Raw genomic sequence first — 16076 nt, 5'->3', positions numbered from 1 at the left:
TAAAAGAATCAGATTTATATAATGTTCTTCAAGCGTGATGATTTCCCTTCCTGTTCTAGGAATTTATTGTTGACTGTACTGCACCGGTTTCAGATAACGTAAATGTGTTCACGACGTCCCACCGACTTAAGGCGACGAAGTCGCCGGCCGCGATGCGGTTAGTCGGTGCGGATGTGTCCGGCTGATTCCACTTCCCTGCTACTGCCAATTACTTCTTCGAACCATCATCTAACTCCTGCCGGACCGAGGGGCGAATGCCCCGATGCGTGAACATGGTGTTAGGTGATGTTGATGACTTCGTAGCTACTCATTCAAGTAACCATTCATTTGAAAAAAAATTCTTTATTAAATATCCTATTTTCGTTTCATTATTAACTATATATTTGATTTCAAAATATGAACTTCTTGTTTGATTGGTATAATAATAGCCTTTATAATCGAATTTCTTGACACGGTTAACATTCAATACTTTTCCATTTATCGAATTAATCTTCGACTTAACAAGATGATTAAATACAATAGGCTGTACAATTCCCCAAGTAATTGAAATACATAAAAACAAAGAAATAATTATAGGTATTCTAATTTTAAGTTTTCGTCGAATTGCATTGGTTTCTCGCACAGTCCTAGAGTTATTACCGGAATAATTAGGTGTTTTTAAATAGGTAGTAATATCGCCTATACTCCACATTAAGAGAATAAATATCGGAAGCAGACTAAGCTTCCATAATAATTCAATCACTTCTAATTGCTCCTTTAATCACTTCATCAATTTCACCTAACGTAATATTTGCGAATTTCGTGAAAACATCTCCCTGCCGGAGTTTGCGTATTTCGCTAACTTCTTGGGCCTTTGTGTTATTCCCGCTTCTGTTCAATCATACGGTCAAGTGGACTTTGGATGCGACTAACATCTTTTACGGCGATGTGGGTGTAGATTTGAGTGGTCGCGACGTCTTTGTGACCAAGTAGTTTTTGAATATAGCGAATATCGATGCCTCCTTCCAGCAAATGTGTTGCGAATGAATGCCTTAAACTGTGGACACTTACTTTTTTATGTATATTCGCCTTCTTCAATGTCTGCTCGAACACTTTCTGTACGGTCCTTTCTGTGAGGTGGCGTCCCGCCGCAACACCTGGAAAGAGCCACCCCCCACCCGGCTTCTCTACGCGCACGTAATATTGGACGACTTCAAACGCTGCGTCCGATAGTACAGTTTGACGATCTTTTCCGCCTTTGGCTTGACGAACGAGAAGTGTTCTGCGTTCGCGGTCGAAGTCCGATAGACGTAGCCGAACGACTTCGCTCACTCGCAACCCAGAAGAGTAAGCAAGATACAAGATTGCACGATGTTTGGAGTTGCCGACGGCATCCAACAGCCGAATAACTTCGCCAGTAGATAACACATTCGGCAGCTTTTTGAGTTTCTTGGGGCGAATGTATGCGGAAGCACTCGGCGTCATGGCACACACTTTCTCCATATAGAACTTCACCGCGCTGATTGCTTGATTGACGTGGGCCGGGGACTTCCCTAGTGTAAGCAGGCTATAGCTGAAACCAGTCACCAAATCCGCAATTCCGATCTCCCTTCGGCTCTCGTAAAACAAATAAAACCGACGCACTTGCCCACAGTACGCCCGGATCGTTTTCTGACTGTAGCCTCGTAACCGAAGTTGACGGGTCAGTTCCGTTTCAATGTCTTTTCCCCACTTCGACTGCTCGAAGTCTATTGAAGTGCAAGAAGCCCGATCACGTACACGGCGTTCTTCTAGTTGATCACAAAGCCAACCGCATTCTTCAAGAAGCGCCCGATCCGCATCTAATGCACAATTCGGAAACATCGACAGCAATTGTTCCATTACCGCTAACGTGTAGGGAATCAGCCATCCGCCAACGCTTGGCTCCCATCTGCGAGAAGGAAGCATTCTCATTCGAGAGATTCCATCCTCCGAATAAGGCAAACGAACGATCAACTCTTTGTCATTGCGCTTTCCGATCCATAATTCCATCATATCCCGCCTCTCGATTTTATCAGATGCCCTAGTTTTTGGAAAACAAAAAAAGGCCTCCCGTCGGATGGACAGGATCAGCCTCACGATGCTTTCGGAGTGATCTTCAAAACTACGCAATTCAAAATTACGCAACTCGCTTAAGGTCGTATAAATGCTTCGTTTCTATGGCTTCGATCATAACATGGCCCCACTGTCATGTCCACCTCTATTCGGAACCTCTATTCGGAACCTCTTTTCGGAACCTCTTTTCTGCACCTCGGCACAGCTGCAAAAGGCAGCTCAGAGGCATCCGCAACTACCACACGCATTAACCACTTCCCAACAGCACACACATCCGTTACAGTTAGTTATGCATGCTTACCATGCCCCGACAATAAGGAGTCGATAACGTCATATGCTTCCCCAAGCAAACTCTACAGCGACACATACGCGCAGCAACGTTTGGCTCGAACGCCGCCGTCATCTCGTTTTCGCCATAGCGACGGTGCTCTATTGGTCTACACTTTATATCTACGTACCGATTTTGAGTCCATTTTTGAACGACCGCGGTTTGTCGATGGGCTGGATCGGTTTTATACTTGGCAGCTACGGACTTACTCAAGTGCTTATCCGCTTCCCGCTTGGTATCTTTTCAGACGTCTTAAACCGCCGTAAACCGTTTCTCATGATCGGGATGGCTGCAGGCCTCGTTAGCTGCGCCTTGTTTATGATTCCAGGGGGTTGGGAAGGGCCGCTCGCCGGACGGCTGATGGCGGGTATTTGTGCGGCGACTTGGGTTCCTTTTACTGTGCTGTATGCATCCTATTATCCGGTGAACGAAACGCATCGGGCTATGGGAACGCTTAGTTTCTTGACGGTGTTCGGACAGCTCGCAGGTATGAGTGCCAGTGGTTGGATCGCTTCGGCCGGTGGATGGAACGCGGCGTTCTTGAGCGGTATTATCATCGCATCCGGCGGCATGTTGATCACTTTGTTCGTTTACGAGCCGAAGGAGAAGATCGGTCTTTCGCAATCGAACCCCACAATGAACCCAAGCGCGAATCGTAAAACAATACTAGCGACCGTTCTACGTTCCGTCCCACTCCGCAAAGTTGCGCTATTATCGCTGCTCGCCCATGGCATCCTGTTCATTACGATGTTCGGCTTTACGCCGCTCCAAGCGGTAGAGCTCGGCGCCAGCGAAGCGGCGTTGACCGGTATCGTCGTCGCGTTCATGGTGCCTCATGCGCTCGTTTCATTATGGAGCGGCCGCTACTTGGCGCCTCGTTTCGGCACAAGAAACGTTATTGTCGCCGGTTTCCTGTTCGCGGCCATTTTTACTTGTGCCATCCCGTTCAGCCCCAATCTCGGCTGGCTCGCCGCGACACAAATCTTAAACGGTATCGCCCAAGCGATGTACTTCCCGCTCCTGCTTAGTCTGGCGATTCGCGATTTCAAGTCGGACGAACGGGCAACGGCAATGGGATTGTATCAATCCGTTTATTCGATCGGCATGTTCCTTGGCCCCTACATCGCAGGTGCGCTGAACGCTGCTGGCGGACTTAAAGCCGGTTTTATTTTCGGCGCCGCTCTCGGCGTCATCGCCGCGTTGCTTTCCGCCGATCACACTCTTCGCGACAAATAAGCGGCCCTCATTTTACCATTTGAAGTTGGCATCGGCCATTGCCCACAACCCGAGCATCGCAAGCACTGCGCTGATCACAAGAACAGAATCGCGCCAGCGCCACAATGCGCCGACCGATGCTTGCAACGAGCGGACGCCGTCGCCGACGCCTCTGCTCTGAAGTGCCGATACAACTTCGTCTCCAAGCCGGAACAGTGCTAGCACGAACGGTATCGCCACATCCCGAAGCCTTCTACCAAGCGCGATCGGCCCTCGCGAAGTGGATTTCCCTCGTGCGAGGAAAATTTTTTCGAACCTCCCCCACAGTTCGAGCAGCACCGGTACGAAACGCATAATCAACGTAACGGTCAAAATCGGTCGCTGCGCCCACGCCAGCGGTTTCCCTCTCCACCTCGCGAGCTTATCCAGCGATTTTCTAAGCGACAACGGCGACATGACGAGCGGTATAGCCAAGCCTAACAATAAAATAAGAAAAGTCCGAAGAAACGGAAACATCGTCCCGCCGAAAGCCTTCCACTCGAACCTCCATCCGCCACTAGCCCCCCATGCGAAAATCGCTGAAGTTGCCACTGTAAAAATCGCGTAATTGACAAGCGTCCCCCGCCATTTTCGCAGTGAGACGTTGCCCGCCGCCAGCAACAACAGAACGAGAGAAGCTCCGATAACAAGCGACGTCCAGTCGCCAAGCCGAAACAATCCGGCGGACAACAACGCATAACCGAGCCATATTGAGCGCGGATCGAAACCGGCAAGCCGGTGCCGGCGAAGCGCTTTACCGCCTTCTCTGCTTCCCCGTCCTTCAACCTCAGTTGTCCTTTCAACGCCAACCTGCTCCGGTTGCGACCGAAGTGACGAGAGTATGGTCTGTACATCTGCCTCGTTGCCACTGTCTTTCCCCTTTGACAACAATCCGTCCCATCCGCTCGCCGCATCCGTCGGCTGCCACAACTGGGCAGGCGCAAGCCCGCAGCTCGACAAATAAGCGGCCATTTGCAACCACTCCGGCACCGCCATTCCAGCCTGCGCTAACAACTCCGGACGTTCAAGTAGATGCTCCTTCGTGCAAAACGTTACGATGCCATCGGTGCCAAGCAGCAATACACGATCCGCAAGTGGAAGCGCCCAATCCGAATCGTGAGAGACAAGCACAATTCCCCGCCCTTCCTCCTTCATCCTCCGAAGCGCCTCTCCCAATCGTTCGTGACCAGCGCCATCAAGCCCAGCAGTCGGCTCGTCCAGAAGCAGCCATGGAGTGGGCGAAGCAAAAACGGACGCGAGAGCCGCCCTACGCTTTTCCCCGCCACTCATTCGATAAGGATCCCGCTCCAGCCAATCGTCCGCCTCCCACCCAACCGCCGACAATGCTTGATCCGCATAGGCCAGACGTTGCTCCTCGGACGGCCGGAACGGTCGAAGCGAATAAGCCATTTCCTCAGCTAATGTCCTGGCGAACAACCCGTCTTCCGGCGATTGGCTGGCGAATCCGTAACGGAATAGCGCCCGATTGTTCAAGCGATGCCGCCCTGTCACCCCGGTCGTCCACAACGGTTCCTCGCCATAGCTCACTTCAAGGCCCTCAGGCGGCCGCAAACCTGCAAGCTTCTCGAGCAATGTCGACTTACCTGCCCCATTCGTCCCCATCAGCACCGTCACAGTGCCGGGCTTTAGACGGAGCTCTTCGCTCAACTGCGACGCGCGATCCTTATCCGTGTGCCCATCACGCCATTTTAACCCTTTTATACTTAAAAAGATTGTCCCATTGTCGTCATGTAACGTCATCTTTTCTCGTGTCCCCCAACCTCTCGCGTGCAGCGCGCCATTCGCCCTCCGTCATCGGCAATGGATCTGTCAGTCGACCGAGTTTTCTGAGTTCCAGCGCAAGCGATGGCAAATAGGGCAATCTAAGCCCCGTCCTGAGACAAGGGGATATCGACGAAAGAGGGCCAATGCTGCCATCAATACTGTCAACCTCCGGATCGTCATGCCCCCCAACCTCCGCACCATACAAAAACAACCGGGCGTTCCCGTCGTACTCGATGCAACCATCCTTCATCGCCACGACCCGCATGTCCGGCGTCAATTCGTCAAGCCGCTGGGTCACCCAGACAACGGCCGTTCCTTGCTGGTGAAGCGCCTCTGCCAGCCGCATCACCTCATCCCGGTTTCCGTCCTCGAGCATAGACGTCGCTTCATCGAATACAACCAGCGGCTTACGCGCCGCTCCAGCCGTTGCCGCCGCAATAGCCGCAAGCTGCTGCTGACCACCGGACAACGATTCCCATGGCTCATCGCGCAACTCAAATAAACCTGCTCCCACGAGCGCGCGCTCAACAAGCACTTCGAATTCGTCCGCCGCTGCACCGCTCCATTCGAGCGCGAACGCCACTTCCTCCCTCGGCGTCTCCCCGAACAGTTGCGCCTTCGGCTGCTGCAGTACGATCGGACTTGCGCCCCCTCCTGCGAAGCCTCTTTCCACATCACCGTACATGACGTCAGGATATAGCCCCGCAATGATCCGAGCGAGCGTAGACTTCCCGCTCCCGTTCGCTCCGACGATCGACACCCACTCTCCTGGGGAAATCGTCAAATCGATTTCAAGCAAACGGGCGCGAATCTGTCCATAATCTCCGCCCTGTTCTTCTGCGAAACCGCTGCCACCTCCATACACAGTCACGCCCCGCAAAACAAACCGCCCGTTACCGCCCATCGACATTCTTCAATCTCCCTCTTTTCAATCCGCCTATCCCGTGCTACAATCTCAATTGTTAACCAACACTATATCAACAGGTTAACATTTAGGAGGCCTTTTGACAATGAATTCATCAACAACTGCCACACCTCAGACCGTACATACTGCAACCTCGACTTACCGCACGCGGGCTCTTGTCTATACTGCTCTGCTCGGCGCCTTGTTTATCGTCGCCACCCTCGTCAAGATCAATCTTGGTTTCACGCCGGTACCGATTACGCTCGGCACTTTCGGCATTATGCTCGCAGGTGGCTTGCTTGGCGCCTCCTATGGTTTCCTCAGCATTTTTATCGTCGTCGCGTTAACCGCAACGGGACTGCCATTCATCGGAGGATCAGGCGGCATCGACAAGCTGACCGGTCCTACAGCGGGGTACATCTGGATGTATCCGATCGCCGCTCTGCTCATCGGTCTCGTCAGTGACGCCTTGTTTGCCAAACGAGCGAAGCTTGGCCGACCGCAACAAGTGCTTCTGCTTCTCGGCGTGTTCGCCTTCGGCTCGTTGCTGATCTACGCTTCCGGCGTGCCATGGCTTGCTCATGTGATCGATAATCCGAAATACAACACCGTGTCCGGGGCACTGAAAGCCGGATTGTATCCTTACTTGCCGGGAGATGCGATCAAAGCGGTCGTCGCGACACTTGTCATCACTGCCGTTCGTCCGATCATTCCTCCAATCCGTCCGCGCAAATCGTAATCATCGCGAAAAGTATAAGCTGCTAGATTTCAAGCTTCTCATTCAAGGCTCCCGCTCCTGCGCGGGAGCCTTTCTTCATTGCTATCTACCTTGATCAGGACGATGGTACAATCTTGCCGACCCCGCTACGCATAAAGTAGTAAGTCTCTGAGATTCAACCGCTTTTGAAGGAGTGTGTCGCCTACCTTATGGCCAGCGGTCGCCTTGATCTGTTTATCGCCAAGCTCCCTGTTAACCAAGTCGTGCTCACCCTAAATTGCGGCAGCACAGGCTCGGAATTGCTACGTATTCCCCGTAAAACGCCGATTACGCTCAAAAGAGGAACGATCAAACAGACGATTGAGCTTCAGTATCTGGAAGGTCGAGAATGTTTCGCTGACTTTATGGAAATGAACTACGCCCTCGCGCGACAGTTCCAGCTAACCGCCTTACGCAGATATTCGCTTACTTACGCGGAAGCCGAACAGACGATCACGATTGCACCTGCTCCACTTAGCGAAACGGTATCCACGCTGACGACAAGTACGCTTGGCGCCGGCACCTTGTCCGTCGGTTACGAACTGCTGTCTCGGCTCGGCATTCCCGAGCGGCAAGGAATGGTCATTAAAGTCCGCCATGGGAAAAACATCGCCCGCATGCGCCTGCACATCCCCGCCAACTTGTCGGATGACCGCATAAGAATGCCCTCTTACTGGATTCAAAAGTGGAAGCTCAGCGCAAACCAACAGCACGCTCTCCAATTCGATCAACGAAACTTTTTGCTAAGCCTGAGCGCCAACACAGCCCGCTAATCGCCCCGAATCTTCTCATACATCTCCACGCAAAAAGCCGCGCAATCGCGCGGCCTTCGTCTTTTTTCAATCGTAAGTCAAATCAGTCGCACGTTTCCGGTGCTTCCGCAGGTTTCGCCGCTTCGACGTCAAGCTTCTCGGCGACTGTATCGCGAATAACGCTAACGATCGATTGCAGCAAGTAATTGACGTCAACTTGACTTTGCTGGAACTGCTGTACGATCGGAATGTTGTCGAGCTCGTCTTGAATCGTATCGATCTCGCCTTCGATTTTCTCGACCATCGCCGGATTTTTGAACGTATTCTGGAACGCGACGAGCTCCTTCTGCTTCTTCTTGATCGTCGTGATCAAACCTTGCACTTTTTCATGCGATTGAATAAGCTTCTCGGATTTCTGGTACATTTCGACCTCTTCGGTCGTCGTAATCAGCTGCGCCAGCTCTTTAGCTCTTGCCAATATATCTTCACGTACGATCAGTTCCCGGTTATCGAATACCGGTACCGAGCAACCTTCACCATGGTCGTGATCGTGATCATGTGCGTGTGCAGACATCTATCGTCATCCTCCGTTTGAGATTTCTCTCTTCTATTTGCACGTTATACAGTTGTTTATCCTGCTTGCTCCGCCAGTTCGGAAGTATCCGTGACCGGCTCGCCGACCACTTCGCCTTTCACGTACCACGTCTGGGCTGCTATGATCCGCACGTTCACGAACTGTCCGATCCATTCCTTCTTTCCTTCGAAATGGATCAGCTTGTTCGAGCGACTGCGACCGGACAATACGTTCGCGTTCGCCTTGCTCTCGCCTTCGACGAGCACTTCGACGATTTCGCCGACAAGCTCGCGATGATGCGCCAGCGACAACTCGCCGATAACCTCATTAAGCTTCGCCAGTCGACGCTTCTTGACTTCCGCCGAGACGTCGTCCTCCATATCATAAGCTGGCGTGCCTTCCCGGGGCGAGTAAATATACGTGTACGCCGACGTAATTCCCGCTTCCCGCATAAGCGTCAACGTTTCCTCGAACTGCTCTTCCGTCTCTCCGGGAAAACCGACGATGACGTCCGTCGTTAGCACCGCGCCCGGAATATCCCGGCGAATGCGTTCGGCCAGCTCCAAATACCGTTCGCGCGAATACTTCCGGCTCATCCGCTTCAACACGTCCGTACTGCCGGACTGCACAGGCAAGTGAATATGTTCGACGAGATTGCCGCCTTTAGCCAACACTTCGATCAGATGATCGTCGAAATCACGCGGATGGGACGTCGTGAATCGAATGCGAGGAATATCGATCTTGCGCATATCGTCCATCAAATCTCCGAACCGGTATTCCCGATCCGTAAAATCTTTGCCGTACGCGTTCACGTTCTGCCCAAGCAGCGTAATTTCCTTGAAACCTTGCCGCGCCAAGTCGCGCACTTCTGCGATAACGTCTTCTGGCAGCCTGCTTCTCTCTTTACCCCGCGTGTACGGAACGATGCAGTACGTACAGAACTTGTCGCAGCCGTACATAATGTTCACCCACGCGCGTAAACCTTCTGTCCTCTTTTTCGGCAAATTCTCGTAGATGTCGCCTTCTTTGGACCACACCTCGATGACCATTTCCTTGCCAAAGTGCGCGTCCATCAGAAGATGCGGCAGACGGTGGATGTTATGCGTTCCGAAAATGAGATCGACGTGCGAATGCTTCTGCATAATCCGGTTCACAACCGACGCTTCCTGAGACATGCAGCCGCATACGCCCAAGATCAGTTCTGGACGTTGCTGCTTCAGCACTTTCAAATGCCCGAGCTCGCCAAACACTTTGTCCTCCGCGTTCTCGCGAACGGCGCACGTGTTGAGCAGAATGATGTCTGCGTCCATCCGGTCATCCGTAGACGTGTAGCTCATCTCTTCGAACAACCCGCGCATGACTTCGGTGTCATGCTCGTTCATTTGGCAGCCGTATGTTTGAATCATATATTTCTTGCCGACGCCGAGCGTTCTCAGCTCATCCGGAATCGTATTCTCGTAATGGACGCTGACCGCTTCTTTGCCCCGCTTCTTCTCTTCCCGGTAGTCTGGCGCCGCGTTGATCTGCACGTTGCGACCGTTAATCCGGTACGTCGTCTTGCCATCTTCGCGCCCGACCAGCTTGGCGTCCGAGAAATCAAAATATTTGGAGTAATCTTTCGTCTGATCGGACATAAAGCCGTTCACTTCCTTCGCCTGATCGAAGTCGTACGCGCCGAGAGCGCATTACTATTCAATAGTCTATTATAGCACATGGGACGGAAGGAATCAGCCAATGATCTCCGCAAAATCCCCTGTTTTCACACCGGCCGCATTGCCTTCGTCCGTATCGATGTGCATATCGAGCGCGAACTGATCCGACACTCTGGCGAGCACTTGTTCGAACACGAGACCGCGTTCGCCGCCGACGCGAACGGCCAGCAACTGCTTGTCCGCAATTCCCCATTTCTCTGCGTCCGATGTATGAACATGAATATGCCTCGCCGCGACAATCACGCCTTTGTCCACCGTCACCTCGCCTACCGGTCCGACGATGCGAACGCCAGGTGTACCTTCGATCTTTCCCGACTCTCTAACCGGCGCCGGGATGCCGAGCGCAAATGCGTCCGTGCGGGACACTTCAAGCTGCGTCATTGAACGTGCAGGCCCAAGCACTCTGACCGTTGCGAACGAACCTTTCGGTCCATACACAGCAACCGTCTCGTTCGCCGCGAATTGACCTGGCTGCGTAAGCGGCTTAAAATCGGTTAAAGTCGCCCCTGCGCCAAAAAGCACTTCCACGTGATCTTGGGACAAATGAATATGCCGCGCCGATACTCCGATCGGAACCGTTTTACCCGTTGTCATCGTTCACTCCCCCAATCTTCATGCGAAAATCGTGATGTTCGTTGCTTCCAGTATAACGCAAGAGGCACACGGGACAAAACCCGTGCGCCTCTTCGCAACCTCTCTTATTTGAACTCCGTCAACAATTTGTCAAAGTCTTGGCGAGACAGCATCATGTCCTGCTTCGACAGCGCCTCTTCCTTGAAGCCGACTGCGAGATCCTCGTACGACTTGCGTTCCTTGTTCTGATAGATCAGACCGGTCAGCATGCCGTTCGTTTCCATGATCTTCGTCATCGCCGCTACGCGGTTGGAAGGATCGTAATCCGGGAATTGTTCCAGGTTAACGATGTTTTCCTTAAACCAGTCGTACGTGTTGATTTTGTTGAACGTTACGCAAGGACTAAACACATTGATGAGCGAGAAGCCTTTGTGCTGCAAACCTTGCTCGATCAGCGACGTCAGCTGCTTCAAGTCGCTGGAGAACGACTGTGCGACGAACGTTGCGCCTGCGGACAGCGCGATCTCGAGCGGGGACAGCGTCGACTCGATCGAGCCTTCCGGCGTCGACTTTGTCTTGAACCCTTCCGCCGAGCGAGGAGACGTCTGGCCTTTCGTCAGCCCGTAAATCTGGTTATCCATGACGATGTACGTAATGTCGAGGTTGCGGCGAATGGCGTGAACCGTATGGCCCATGCCGATCGCGAAGCCGTCCCCGTCGCCGCCCGAAGCGATAACAGTCAGTTCACGATTTGCTAGCTTAACGCCTTGCGCAATCGGTAGCGAACGGCCGTGAATGCCATGCAAGCCGTACGCATTAATGTATCCCGAAATCCGGCCGGAACAGCCAATGCCCGAGATGACCGCAAGCTGTTCAGGCTCGAGGCCCACATTCGCAGCAGCCCGTTGGATCGCCGCCTGCACGGAGAAATCGCCGCAGCCTGGGCACCAGTTCGGCTTAACGTTGTTACGGAACTCTTTAAATGTAGCCATCCGTTAGATCAGCTCCTTGCAGGCTTTGTGGATTTCCGAAGGCAAGAACGGCGTGCCGTCGTATTTCAACAAGTTTTTGATTTTATCGTGATGCCCGATGTTTTGCTTGATCAAGTTCGCAAGCTGACCGGTCGCATTGTTCTCGAGAACGACGATCTGCTTCGCTGCCGTCAGATGAGACTCAAGCAGTTCGGTTGGGAACGGGAACATTTGACGGACCATAATCTGGTTCGTCGTCACGCCATCCGCCGCCAACCGTCCGCGCGCTTCTTCGATCGTGCCGCCGGTGGAGCCCATCGCGACGATCAGAAGATCCGGCGCCGAATTCGGGGCGTCCGCCTTGATCGCGTTCGTCACGCGCAAGTCGCGAATTTTGCCTAAACGTTTGTCCATCATTTTCTCGCGGTTAAGCGCGTTCTCCGACGGTCTTCCTTCTTGGTCATGCTCGACGCCCGTCACGTGGTGGATGCCGTTCTTCGCGCCCGGAAGCACGCGAGGAGATATGCCGTCTTCCGTAAACTCGTAACGCTTGAACAGACGATTGTCTTCGTTGGCAGGTAGATCTTCCGTCACGAGCTTACCGCGCTTGATCAAGATTTTGTCATAATCGAGCGGTTCGGACGTCTGCTTACCGAGAGACAACTGAAGATCCGTCGCGACAATAACCGGAATTTGATACTCCTCAGCGATGTTAAACGCTTCAATCATATCGTAGAAACATTCCTCGATCGTGCTCGGCGCAACGACCAATTTCGGAATCTCGCCGTGTGTGCCATAGATGAGCGCGTTAATGTCCGATTGCTCCTGCTTCGTCGGCAAACCTGTGGAAGGACCGCCGCGCTGCGTATCCACGATGACAAGAGGCGTCTCCGTCATACCGGACAGCCCGATTGCTTCCATCATGAGCGCGAGACCCGGACCTGCAGAAGCCGTCATTGTGCGCACGCCGCCATAGTTGGCGCCGATCGCCATCGTCACAGCCGCAATCTCGTCTTCCGTCTGTACGACTGTACCGCCGAATTTTGGCAGCTTCTTGATCAAGTATTCCATTATCTCGGACGCGGGCGTAATCGGATAAGCGGACATGAGACGGCACCCCGCCGCCAAGCTTCCGAGCGCCATCGCCTCGTTACCGATCATGAACAATTTATGCTTGCCATCCGCATCTTCCAGCTTAAATTCGTCGAGAGGGCCTCCCGCCTGTTCGAGAACAAACTCTGCGCCTCGGCGTACCGCTTCGATATTTTTCTCGACGATCGCCGGACCTTTGCGTCCGAACTCTTCTTCTACCGCTTTATAAAAGACTTCCATCGGGAGGCCGAGAAGCCCCCAAGAAGCGCCCGAAGCAACCATATTTTTCATGAGGGATGTGCCTAATTCTTCTGCGATGGCTGTAATCGGTACCGCGAATAACCGCGCTTGCACGCCTTCCGGAATCGTTGGTCCGAACTTCGCGTCCGCGACGACGACACCGCCTGCCCGCAGCTCTCCCGCGTTCAGGTCAATGCTTTCCTGGTCAAACGCGACAAGGATGTCCAGATCATCGGAAATCGCCCGTATCGGCTTCGTGCTGATGCGGATTTTGTTGTTCGTGTGTCCGCCTTTGATCCGCGAGGAAAAATGCCGGTACCCGTACAGGTAGTAACCCAATCGGTTCAACGCGGTAGAAAAAATACGATCCGTACTTTCCACGCCTTCCCCTTGTTGGCCGCCAATTTTCCATGACAGTTGACTGATCACATGCCCATCTCCTCTTAAACTCTGAGTCGTCAAAATTCGACAGAATTACCCTATAATATTTTGTATTACCGTAATAAAGTTTATGTTTAAGGAACGTAAAATGCAAGACGTATTCGCGCAAAGGAAATATGTTAGTTTGCGATAGAATCGTTGCCGAAACGAGATCAATTCAGTTTGAATAGATCATTTCGGTAAATTCTGGAACAAGAACCTGTAAGCGTTATCACCAAGAAAACCTTCGACAAGCCTCTGTGGATACCTCTTGAGCAAAGCTTCAGTAAGTGCGGGATACTGGCCCGGATGCGACAATCCGGCAACATGGCGTGGAATGCCGTCAAAATCCGATCCGAACGCAAGATTGGTTTCACCGCCCAAAGCACATACATGCTCAACGTGGCGGAGCACATCATCAATCGAAGCCGGTTCCTCCTCTGTCAGAAACCAGGGCACGAACGTAATGCCGATAATGCCTTGCGCCGATACGATTGTTTGAATTTGCGAGTCGGTCAAGTTGCGAGGATTATCTACAATCGCGCGGGCATTCGAATGGGAAGCGAAGAAGGGGCGTGATGCCATCTCCGCAACATCCCAAAAACCTGCGTCTGATAAATGAGATACATCTACTAGGATACCCAATTTCTCGCACTCTTTAACAAGGGTGCGCCCCGCTTCCGTCAATCCCGCTCCCCTAGGCTCCAGCGCTCCGTCGCAGGCCCAGTTCGAATGGTTCCAGGTCGGTCCCAGCAGACGTAAACCGAGCCGGTGCAGCATGCGCAGCGCCCACATCTTCCCTTGCAGACCGTCGACGCCTTCGAGAGAGAGCAGTGCCCCGATTTTATTCTCGCGACTTGCTGCTTCAAGATCGTCGGATCGCCGAATCAGCTTCATTCCTTTGGCCGCCAACACTTCACTCCAGAACAACTCCGCCCCTTGGAAAACAGTTTCAGGTTCCGACGGCAATTCCTCTGGCAAGAACAGCGCGAACACCTGTAAGCCAATGCCCCCTGCGGTCATTCGTTCCGGCGTCGTATCGAAAAATAATTCGGCTCCAGTCGCATCCCATCTGGTTTTCGGGCGGCTTAGCAACTTACAAATGACGTCAACGTGCATATCCACGATTCTCATTTTCGGTCCCCTTCTTTCTCTTGAATTCCTCTCCTCTTCCATGTCGTAGACGGGCAACAAAAAAACCTGTCGCAACGGCGAAGCCGCCACTCGTCTTGACGACGTAGGTCGGCTGCCACCCTTGAACAGGTCGATATCGGCAAGCTTTGTTTTACCTCGGTTCGACGATCAGTTTGATCGCCGTGCGGTCTTCTCCATCGATGACGATATCCGTAAAAGCCGGGATGCAGATCAAGTCCACGCCGCTTGGGGCAACGAATCCCCTTGCGATCGCAACGGCTTTCACCGCCTGGTTGAGCGCTCCGGCGCCAATCGCTTGCAGTTCAGCAGCTCCGCGTTCGCGGAGAACGCCTGCCAGTGCGCCTGCTACGGAATTTGGATTGGACTTTGCGGAAACCTTCAGTACTTCCATGACCAGTACCTCCTCTTATGACAAACCCGCGACGTTGCTTGGTTTCATCGAGAATGCATCGGAATCACAGGCTGGGCCCACTAAGGCATACATATTCGGTAACGCGAACGATAATTCCTTCTTTTGTTCCCTGTTCGAAGGGGAATCGTTAGAAAAATGACAGGTCGAAGAATCTATGAACTGGAACAGACCCTAGCCGAATCGGCATCAGGGTCTGCATGTACGAGCTGTATCCTATCATCTCTGCTACAGCCTCTCCCGAGGCCAATTGAAAACAAGACGATCAAACGGCAATCCAAGTATCTTCGTCTAAGGAAATGAGCTGCACTTTCGTCGCTTTTCCGGTTGCATCGTCGATGTCCACGAATACGCCGTTCAGCGTCCACTTGCTTTCTGCAACCGTGAATCGGCCAGGCATACCGGTTATGAAGCGACTCAAAACCGTTTCCTTCTCCATGCCGAGAACGCCGTCGCGTGGACCCGTCATGCCTGCGTCTGTCAAATACGCCGTACCTTCGGGCAATATTCTCGCATCGTTCGTCTGCACATGCGTATGCGTACCGACGACAAGGGACGCGCGACCGTCCAAGTACCAGCCCATCGCTATTTTTTCGCTCGTCGCTTCTGCATGGAAGTCAACAAGAATACATTTCGTGCGGCGACGAAGCTCCTCGATTTCTTCATCTGCCTTCCGGAACGGGCAGTCCGAAGGGGGAAGGAACGTGCGGCCGATCAAGTTTACGACACCGAGTTCTTTGCCGCCCACTTTCACGATCATGCTGCCGTTACCCGGCGTGCCGGGAGGCAAATTGGAAGGGCGAATCAGACGGGGTTCATCGTCGATGAATTCGAAAATGTCCCGATTGTCCCACGTGTGATTGCCCATCGTAATGCCATGCACGCCCCACTCGAATAGCTCTCGTGTAATTTGCGCGTTAATGCCTCGGCCGCCGGCCGAGTTCTCGCCGTTAGCGATAACGATATGAGGATTGTATTTGTCCTTGATCCACGGCAACAAACGTTTGACCGCATTGCGGCCGACATTGCCGACGATATCTCCGATGAATACGACTTTCATAAGTTTCAACTACCCTT

15 protein-coding genes are annotated in these 16076 nt (G+C 52.8%); 3 read left to right on the top strand and 12 right to left on the bottom strand.

Going from position 1 to position 16076, the window contains the following annotated elements; translation table 11 throughout:
- Positions 1-307 precede the first annotated feature (307 nt).
- Both ACFPOF_RS04685 and ACFPOF_RS04680 read right to left on the bottom strand, forming a co-directional pair.
- Positions 308-742, bottom strand: a complete 435-nt coding sequence (locus ACFPOF_RS04685; RefSeq protein WP_378130068.1) for a hypothetical protein — start codon at positions 740-742, stop codon at positions 308-310.
- Positions 743-858: 116 nt separating this feature from the next.
- Positions 859-2013: a tyrosine-type recombinase/integrase gene (locus ACFPOF_RS04680; protein ID WP_378130066.1), complete on the bottom strand. Its 1155-nt coding sequence runs from the start codon at positions 2011-2013 to the stop codon at positions 859-861.
- 394 nt (positions 2014-2407) lie between these two features.
- Here ACFPOF_RS04680 and ACFPOF_RS04675 point away from each other — a divergent pair, with 394 nt between their 5' ends.
- Positions 2408-3637, top strand: a complete 1230-nt coding sequence (locus tag ACFPOF_RS04675; protein ID WP_378130064.1) for an MFS transporter — start codon at positions 2408-2410, stop codon at positions 3635-3637.
- Positions 3638-3649: 12 nt separating this feature from the next.
- Here the strand turns inward: ACFPOF_RS04675 and ACFPOF_RS04670 are convergent, their stop codons facing one another.
- Entirely contained in the window at positions 3650-5416 is a 1767-nt protein-coding gene (locus tag ACFPOF_RS04670; protein ID WP_378130062.1) for an ATP-binding cassette domain-containing protein, read from the bottom strand.
- The gene (locus tag ACFPOF_RS04665) at positions 5403-6350 is read right to left on the bottom strand and encodes an energy-coupling factor ABC transporter ATP-binding protein (protein ID WP_378130060.1); all 948 of its coding nucleotides are present in this window, start codon (positions 6348-6350) and stop codon (positions 5403-5405) included. The genes ACFPOF_RS04670 and ACFPOF_RS04665 overlap by 14 nt, the downstream gene beginning before the upstream one ends.
- Positions 6351-6450: 100 nt before the next feature.
- On the opposite strand from ACFPOF_RS04665, the gene ACFPOF_RS04660 reads away from it, so the two are divergent.
- Complete coding sequence (locus tag ACFPOF_RS04660) at positions 6451-7083, top strand: biotin transporter BioY (protein WP_378130058.1); 633 nt, start codon at positions 6451-6453, stop codon at positions 7081-7083.
- A 188-nt stretch (positions 7084-7271) separates the two neighbouring features.
- Positions 7272-7874, top strand: a complete 603-nt coding sequence (locus ACFPOF_RS04655; RefSeq protein ID WP_378130056.1) for a hypothetical protein — start codon at positions 7272-7274, stop codon at positions 7872-7874.
- Positions 7875-7956: 82 nt separating this feature from the next.
- Here ACFPOF_RS04655 and ACFPOF_RS04650 read toward each other — a convergent pair whose 3' ends face one another.
- The 8 genes from ACFPOF_RS04650 to ACFPOF_RS04615 form a co-directional block, all read right to left on the bottom strand.
- Positions 7957-8427 carry a YlbF/YmcA family competence regulator gene (locus ACFPOF_RS04650; RefSeq protein WP_378130054.1) on the bottom strand — a complete coding sequence of 157 codons (471 nt, stop codon included), beginning with the start codon at positions 8425-8427 and terminating at the stop codon, positions 7957-7959.
- A 56-nt stretch (positions 8428-8483) separates the two neighbouring features.
- On the bottom strand, positions 8484-10061 hold the full coding sequence (gene miaB / locus ACFPOF_RS04645) for a tRNA (N6-isopentenyl adenosine(37)-C2)-methylthiotransferase MiaB (RefSeq protein ID WP_378130052.1): 1578 nt from the start codon (positions 10059-10061) through the stop codon (positions 8484-8486).
- A gap of 93 nt (positions 10062-10154) precedes the next feature.
- Positions 10155-10733 (bottom strand): phosphate propanoyltransferase, encoded by a 579-nt coding sequence (gene pduL, locus ACFPOF_RS04640; protein WP_378130050.1) that lies wholly within the window; start codon positions 10731-10733, stop codon positions 10155-10157.
- A gap of 104 nt (positions 10734-10837) precedes the next feature.
- The gene (locus ACFPOF_RS04635; protein WP_378130048.1) at positions 10838-11704 is read right to left on the bottom strand and encodes a 2-oxoacid:ferredoxin oxidoreductase subunit beta; all 867 of its coding nucleotides are present in this window, start codon (positions 11702-11704) and stop codon (positions 10838-10840) included.
- A gap of 3 nt (positions 11705-11707) precedes the next feature.
- Positions 11708-13444 (bottom strand): 2-oxoacid:acceptor oxidoreductase subunit alpha, encoded by a 1737-nt coding sequence (locus ACFPOF_RS04630; RefSeq protein WP_378130046.1) that lies wholly within the window; start codon positions 13442-13444, stop codon positions 11708-11710.
- A gap of 183 nt (positions 13445-13627) precedes the next feature.
- Positions 13628-14569 (bottom strand): dipeptidase, encoded by a 942-nt coding sequence (locus ACFPOF_RS04625; RefSeq protein WP_378130044.1) that lies wholly within the window; start codon positions 14567-14569, stop codon positions 13628-13630.
- A gap of 151 nt (positions 14570-14720) precedes the next feature.
- Entirely contained in the window at positions 14721-14981 is a 261-nt protein-coding gene (gene spoVS, locus ACFPOF_RS04620) for a stage V sporulation protein SpoVS (RefSeq protein ID WP_027084382.1), read from the bottom strand.
- Between the two features lie 283 nt (positions 14982-15264).
- Complete coding sequence (locus ACFPOF_RS04615; RefSeq protein ID WP_378130090.1) at positions 15265-16059, bottom strand: TIGR00282 family metallophosphoesterase; 795 nt, start codon at positions 16057-16059, stop codon at positions 15265-15267.
- Positions 16060-16076: the final 17 nt, after the last annotated feature.

Source organism: Cohnella soli (genome assembly GCF_042655525.1).
In the GTDB taxonomy this organism is placed as follows: domain Bacteria; phylum Bacillota; class Bacilli; order Paenibacillales; family Paenibacillaceae; genus Cohnella; species Cohnella soli.
The sequence above is the reverse complement of the archived record's forward strand: the minus strand, read 5'-3'. Positions and strand labels throughout refer to the sequence as shown.